Origin of the sequence: Pseudomonas sp. GM24 (assembly GCF_000282235.1) — a bacterium.
Lineage (GTDB): Bacteria > Pseudomonadota > Gammaproteobacteria > Pseudomonadales > Pseudomonadaceae > Aquipseudomonas.
The window spans coordinates 1-5,399 of sequence record NZ_AKJR01000230.1; the positions used below are offsets into that span (position 1 = coordinate 1).

At 54.8% G+C, this 5,399-nt stretch carries 7 protein-coding genes; 5 read left to right on the top strand and 2 right to left on the bottom strand.

Annotated elements, in window-relative coordinates; genetic code table 11:
* The 4 genes from PMI23_RS30100 to PMI23_RS24670 all read left to right on the top strand — a co-directional run.
* Window positions 1–843: bacteriophage T4 gp5 trimerisation domain-containing protein (locus PMI23_RS30100; protein ID WP_007950182.1), on the top strand; the 843-nt coding region annotated here is incomplete at its 5' end.
* Window positions 844–846: 3 nt separating this feature from the next.
* Complete coding sequence (locus PMI23_RS24660; RefSeq protein WP_007919616.1) at window positions 847–2,133, top strand: VRR-NUC domain-containing protein; 1,287 nt, start codon at window positions 847–849, stop codon at window positions 2,131–2,133.
* Window positions 2,134–2,147: 14 nt separating this feature from the next.
* Window positions 2,148–3,272: a DUF3396 domain-containing protein gene (locus tag PMI23_RS24665; protein ID WP_007919614.1), complete on the top strand. Its 1,125-nt coding sequence runs from the start codon at window positions 2,148–2,150 to the stop codon at window positions 3,270–3,272.
* Window positions 3,269–4,048, top strand: coding sequence for a PoNe immunity protein domain-containing protein (locus PMI23_RS24670; RefSeq protein WP_007919612.1), 780 nt, complete (start codon window positions 3,269–3,271; stop codon window positions 4,046–4,048). The genes PMI23_RS24665 and PMI23_RS24670 overlap by 4 nt, the downstream gene beginning before the upstream one ends.
* A 36-nt stretch (window positions 4,049–4,084) precedes the next feature.
* On the opposite strand, the gene PMI23_RS24675 is transcribed toward PMI23_RS24670, so the two are convergent.
* Window positions 4,085–4,531 (bottom strand): NUDIX hydrolase, encoded by a 447-nt coding sequence (locus PMI23_RS24675; RefSeq protein ID WP_007919611.1) that lies wholly within the window; start codon window positions 4,529–4,531, stop codon window positions 4,085–4,087.
* 88 nt (window positions 4,532–4,619) lie between these two features.
* Window positions 4,620–4,859, bottom strand: coding sequence for a hypothetical protein (locus PMI23_RS24680; RefSeq protein WP_007919609.1), 240 nt, complete (start codon window positions 4,857–4,859; stop codon window positions 4,620–4,622).
* A gap of 98 nt (window positions 4,860–4,957) precedes the next feature.
* On the opposite strand from PMI23_RS24680, the gene PMI23_RS24685 reads away from it, so the two are divergent.
* Entirely contained in the window at window positions 4,958–5,389 is a 432-nt protein-coding gene (locus PMI23_RS24685; RefSeq protein ID WP_007919607.1) for a nuclear transport factor 2 family protein, read from the top strand.
* Window positions 5,390–5,399 lie beyond the last annotated feature (10 nt).

The following is a 5,399-nucleotide window of genomic DNA, read 5'->3' on the forward strand; positions in this document are numbered from 1 at the left end:
AACAAGACCCGCAGCACCTTCAAAACCCTGAGTTCACCGGGCGGCAAGGGCTACAACGAATTCCGGATTGAAGACAAGAAAGGCGTCGAGCAGATCTACATCCATGCCCAGCGCGATTGGGATGAGAACATTGAGCACGACCAGAAGATCCGCGTCGGCAACGAACGACATGACACCGTTGAAGCCAATACGCTGAGCGAGTTCAAGGTTGAAGAGCATCGGATTACGCATCTGGATCGGATTAGCGAAATGCGTGCGGATGATCACCTGAAGGTGGGTGTGACGCAGCATCTGAAGGTAGGGACTGCGCAGTTTGTCGAGGCCGGGTCAGAAATCCATTACTACGCCGGCCAGAAAGTGGTGGTCGAAGGCGCAATGGAACTCACGGCCAAGGCTGGCGGGAGTTTTGTGAAGGTGGATGCCGGTGGTGTGACCATTAGCGGGGCTGAGGTGAAGATCAATACCGGCGGCTCGCCCGGCGTGGGCACCGGGATCGGGATTCTGGTGCCGTTGATTCCCGGCGCAGTTGACACCGATAAATTCGGCCAATTGCCTGACAGCGCGCCGCGCAGTCACAAGGCGCGCTACCTGTTGCTGGATGAGAAAACCGGTGAACCTCTGGTGGGTACCCCCTATACGTTGAAGCTCGCTGATGGCACCCGAATTGCTGGTTATACCAACGAAGAAGGAAAAACCTTTCAGGCACACAGCAGCAGCCCGGCAGAGGTTGAACTGCTGACACCTGTTCGCAAACCCGAGCCTGAAGAGCCGTTGATCAGGGCAGGGGAAAGCGCACCCAAGGAAATGACCCTGGACTTCAAAAACGCCAACTCGGAGGGCTGAATCATGCCGGTCATGCAACCACCTCAAACGCCACAAGGCTGCACGAACACCAGTATCGAAGGTACGGTCAAACAAGCACCGCTGCCCAATCCTGATAACAAACCGTATCTGATGGAAAAAGCCAATTACGCATCGCGGTTTCCCAGATTAACGATAAAAAAAGCCAAAGATGGCGACTTCACCGGCATGGAGCTTAAACAGCTGGTAATGAGTGGATTGATTCGGGCAGATGAATACCGCTGGGAATTCAAATGGGATTACAAAGCTGAAGTCTGCTTCGACATGTCGTCCCTCCCCCCCAAACCATTCCTGAGTTCCTCATGGCTGGGCGACGACGTGAAGCCAGACCCCACGCGGCGCCATTCACTCTTTCCATTCCCTAAAGGTTCAGTCAAAGGATTATTACGGCGTCCCGACGTTATCATCGTCAAGACACGCAGCTTGCGTTGGCCGGGACAAGCTGGAACAGATCATCAAGGTGTTGCGCACCCGGATAATCTGGAAAGGCTAGTGGAAGTGAAGTTTCCCGGGGACGTCCTCGGTATGGCACAGCGAGAGGCTTATCTAGATATAGCAGGTGGCCCAAACCGTTTTTCTGTACTCGAAATCAATGATTGTCGAGATGACGGCGAGCGTGAACGCGACCGCGAATACAACAGACAACATAAGCCTACTGGTGAGTTCAACCCACAGCAATGGCCTGTTTTGCTGCCCCCGACCGGAGGCCCGGGGCAAGCCCCAAGACCCGCTCCGGTCCCTGTTCCCGCGTACGGCCCAACAGCGACACCCAGACCGGCGCGGGTCGAAAGCTGGACGCAACTTCAAGAGGCCGTTGAAGGGCTCTTGGAGCAAGGTGCTCAGGGCATTCGAAGGCTATCGCAAGAAATGCAACAACACCTCGAAGACGCCGCTACGTGGCTCGGAATCAAGGGTCAATGGATTAGACGTGAGTCTCAAAAAGCCTGGGAATGGGTCAGTGAAACAGGTGCGAAGATCGTTCGCTGGACGGATGAGCAACTCAGGGCTGCGTGGAAGGAAATTCAGCATTTCACCGACCTGACCTTGGAAAAGCTCAAGGAAATTGACTGGATGCAAGTATTGATTGACGTAGGAACAGTCGTTGCCACCGTTGTGGTGGCTTTTGCTATTGGAGCGGCACTGGTTGCTGCCGGTGTGCCTGCTGCTATCGTCGCAGCAATTTTGGTTATCGTTCGACTGGCTCAGCTTTCATGGGCCGTGCTAGCCACCATTTTGGGCGGCGCTGCTATCACTGCTGCGGCGACAGCCTGATAAAAGAGAGCTTTATGAATACATTGGAAAAACTGAGCGAACAAGCTCCAGACCTGACGTTTGAGCTACCCGATAACACCCCCGTTGTACGACTCGGGCTGATCGCAACCCTCTACTTCAAGGAAGGCTACTCGCTGCAAAGCAAGCGCAATGTCATGCAATGTTTCACCCGATTCAAGGAAGAGTTCGGCCAGCATCTGAAGGGACAGTTCGACGACCGCTACAAGAAGCTGACAGATTCCGGATTCAGCAAAACCCAGGAAAAAATCCGCGAGTCAGGGCCAAACGAACAATACGAATGGCACATCAGCAGCGCCGCAACGGCGAACGAAGCTGCTGCGTACAGCCTGTCCGCACTGAACTCGTTCGAGGTGCATGGCGATCAAAAACGCTCATACCTGAAGATGACATTGCCCTGGAGTTTCCTGAAAGAGCCCGATGGCGTCGCGCGCTTTGAAGAATGGCTGGTTTACTTGTGCGATCAGGTTGAAGCCGAACATGGCTACGGCGGACTCTCGAGCATACTGCCCTACGACTTCGATCGTTACATGCCCATGGAATTTCAACTGGCGCAGCAATATGTCGGTCTGGAAGTTGACTCAATGGTGCACAACTTCAAACGAGAACTGCTTGATCACATCAAAGGTGTCAACTGGTACACCATTGTAGGCACTCGATTTACCGAGCAACTGGGAGGTAAAGACGGATTACGCCACGCCTTAAGCGGACGTGGCGACGTCGAGATGCTGGATTATCAGGGCGGACTGATCATTCGCGCCGGCGCTTTACCCGAACTGGGCGCTATCCATGAACCTCTGCCCGTAACCTATGTAGCGGTGAACCGCGTATTGAAACAGCTTCGTAATCCAAAACCCGATCAACTGCACACTTATTCACCCTACGGTAACTGCTTCGAACAAGACAGTACCGAGCGCTGGTACGCGCGATTCGACCAAGACGATGCGCATTCGAAAACTCCAGCACGAATAGAGGCCGGTCAGCCTTGTAGCGCCGCGGGTTATTGGTTCAGCCCCGCACAGGAAAACTCCCGACGTTACTTCGACTTGGGGGAAATAATGCCTCGATTCAGTGGCTCGAATTGGGGCGATACGCTTTGGTATTGGTCAGGTGAAGCGTGAGTGCAGGAATAAGAGCGAGCGAACGCCAATCCTTTTTCAGCAGACGCCACTACGCACACTTTCTCGGGGAACATGATGCTGTCGTGGAGTTCTTCAAGACCAATCGCTTCCAATCAGATTCTGACGACGAAGAAGCCAGCCTGCGCGCGGCATTCTTTCAGAGACTGGCGCTTGATAAGTTGCTTGCAACTTATACCGTTGGCGAGCCTATCGAAGCTCTCCTCCCGTTACTTGAAGACTTGCTCGATCAGTATGAACTGCGCCAGCAGAGGCTGGCCGCCTACGAAGATGTACCGCAAATCTCACCACTCGCCATTGATGATTGGCCAGATGAATACGAAGAAGCCGTTCAAGTGATCAGCCTGTGCATTCTGCTCGACCGCAAGGACCTGCTCATACGATTCGTTAAACTTCTGGACGACGCTGGTTACGCCGGTGACGACACGCTCTATGAAGATCTGCTGAAAAAAGTCCTGCCTGATCGGCAAGACGTTGATCAGTGGTATCACGACGTCTACACCCCTCTCGTACAGGCAATCTATGCCGACACCCGCGAAGAGGCGTCCCTGCTGCTCAAGGAGTATTGCCAGACTTGGTATCCAGCTTTCGAACAAGCGCCTTGGCACGATACGCACTTACAGGGCGACGACGGCAACTACGTCGGCTACTGGGCATTCGAAGCTGCGGCGATTGTCTTTCTGTATGGCTTGGATGATCGCCATGTCGATCACTGGGTTTACCCGAAAGATCTCGTCGAGTACGCGCGAAGTCGGTGAATCGATTGCACCGGAATTCGTATCCCCCAGCTGAGCTCAGCCGAGCAATCCGGTGCTCCTCAGCAGCTCCTGCAAGCCTTTTGGCACCAAGGGCGCCTGCTCGCTGAAGCTTGAGCTGTCATGCCAGCGCGCGGTGAAGGGCGCGCCGTCGCTTTCATGGCCATCGATCTGTGCGTGGTCGTATACGCCCTGATCGACAAACGTCGCGTCGTATACCTGGACAATTTCGTGTCCCGGTTTGCCGTTGTAAACGAAAAGACTTTCGAGTGTGCCGAGCAGACGCATGTCCGTCATGGACAGCCCCAACTCCTCCTGCACTTCACGCACGATGGTTTCGGCGCTCGTCTCGCCGAACTCGATACCGCCGCCGATGGGCCGAAAGCAGGTTTGCTGGCTGACCGGGTCGCGAAATTCGTTAACCAGAATTTTGCCGTTGTGATGAAAAACGCAAAGTGCGAGCGCGCGAATGCGGTGTTCGGCCATGACTGAAGTCCATTTACAGGTGTGGGGGCGCGGCATTTAAACATGCTTTGCGCGACACATCCGTGGACGTCACTGGAACAGGGTAGCCTCAGACCGGAGAAATCGTTGCGAGCAGGCCGATCAGAATGGTCAGTGTCAGAAAGCCACCCAGAAAAATCGCCATCTTGTTCATGTTGCTCTCCTCAATGCTGAGCTTGCGGTGCACTGGGCGCTTCGAAATGAAGGACTGCCGCGAGTGCCGAACCGTGGGGCTATTTTGAGCCGCTGACTGAGCCGGTAACAGAGGCAGATCCAGCGAAAAAATACGGATCAGATACGCATGGGCCATGGGCCGACATTCAGATCGCGGCACAAGGGTTCAATTTTGGCGTGGTTGATCTAGAGTCATTGCCGTCGCGACAACAACAAGAAAAACCTGGAGTGAACATGACCGACCTGAATCTGCAACCCAACGTCGCCGCATCGCTAGGCAAATGGCACGAAATGATCCGCACCGGCAACCTCAGCGCCCTGCCCGGCCTGCTCGACCCGCAAGCCGTGTTCCGCTCGCCGATGGCCCACACGCCTTACCCGGGTGCGCCGGTGGTGTCGATGATCCTCAATACCGTGTTTGAAGTGTTTGAAGACTTCACCTACCACCGCGAACTGGCGACTGCCGATGGCTTGAATGTGATTCTGGAGTTCAGCGCCAAGGTGGGTTCGAAGGAGCTGAAAGGTATCGACATGATTCGCTTTGACGAGAACGGCAAGATTGTCGAGTTTGAGGTGATGGTGCGGCCGCTCAGCGGTCTACAAGCCTTGGGCGAAGAGATGGGCCGGCGGCTCGGTGCTTATCTGGCGTCCGCCAAAGCCCTGTAGGAGCTGCCGC

Bases quoted from the DNA above. Each gene is read 5' to 3' on its own strand.
- PMI23_RS24660 (WP_007919616.1), top strand. From the start codon at position 847: ATGCCGGTCATGCAACCACCTCAAACGCCACAAGGCTGCACGAACACC.
- PMI23_RS24665 (WP_007919614.1), top strand. From the start codon at position 2,148: ATGAATACATTGGAAAAACTGAGCGAACAAGCTCCAGACCTGACGTTT.
- PMI23_RS24675 (WP_007919611.1), bottom strand. From the start codon at position 4,531: ATGGCCGAACACCGCATTCGCGCGCTCGCACTTTGCGTTTTTCATCAC.
- PMI23_RS24680 (WP_007919609.1), bottom strand. From the start codon at position 4,859: ATGGCCCATGCGTATCTGATCCGTATTTTTTCGCTGGATCTGCCTCTG.
- PMI23_RS24685 (WP_007919607.1), top strand. From the start codon at position 4,958: ATGACCGACCTGAATCTGCAACCCAACGTCGCCGCATCGCTAGGCAAA.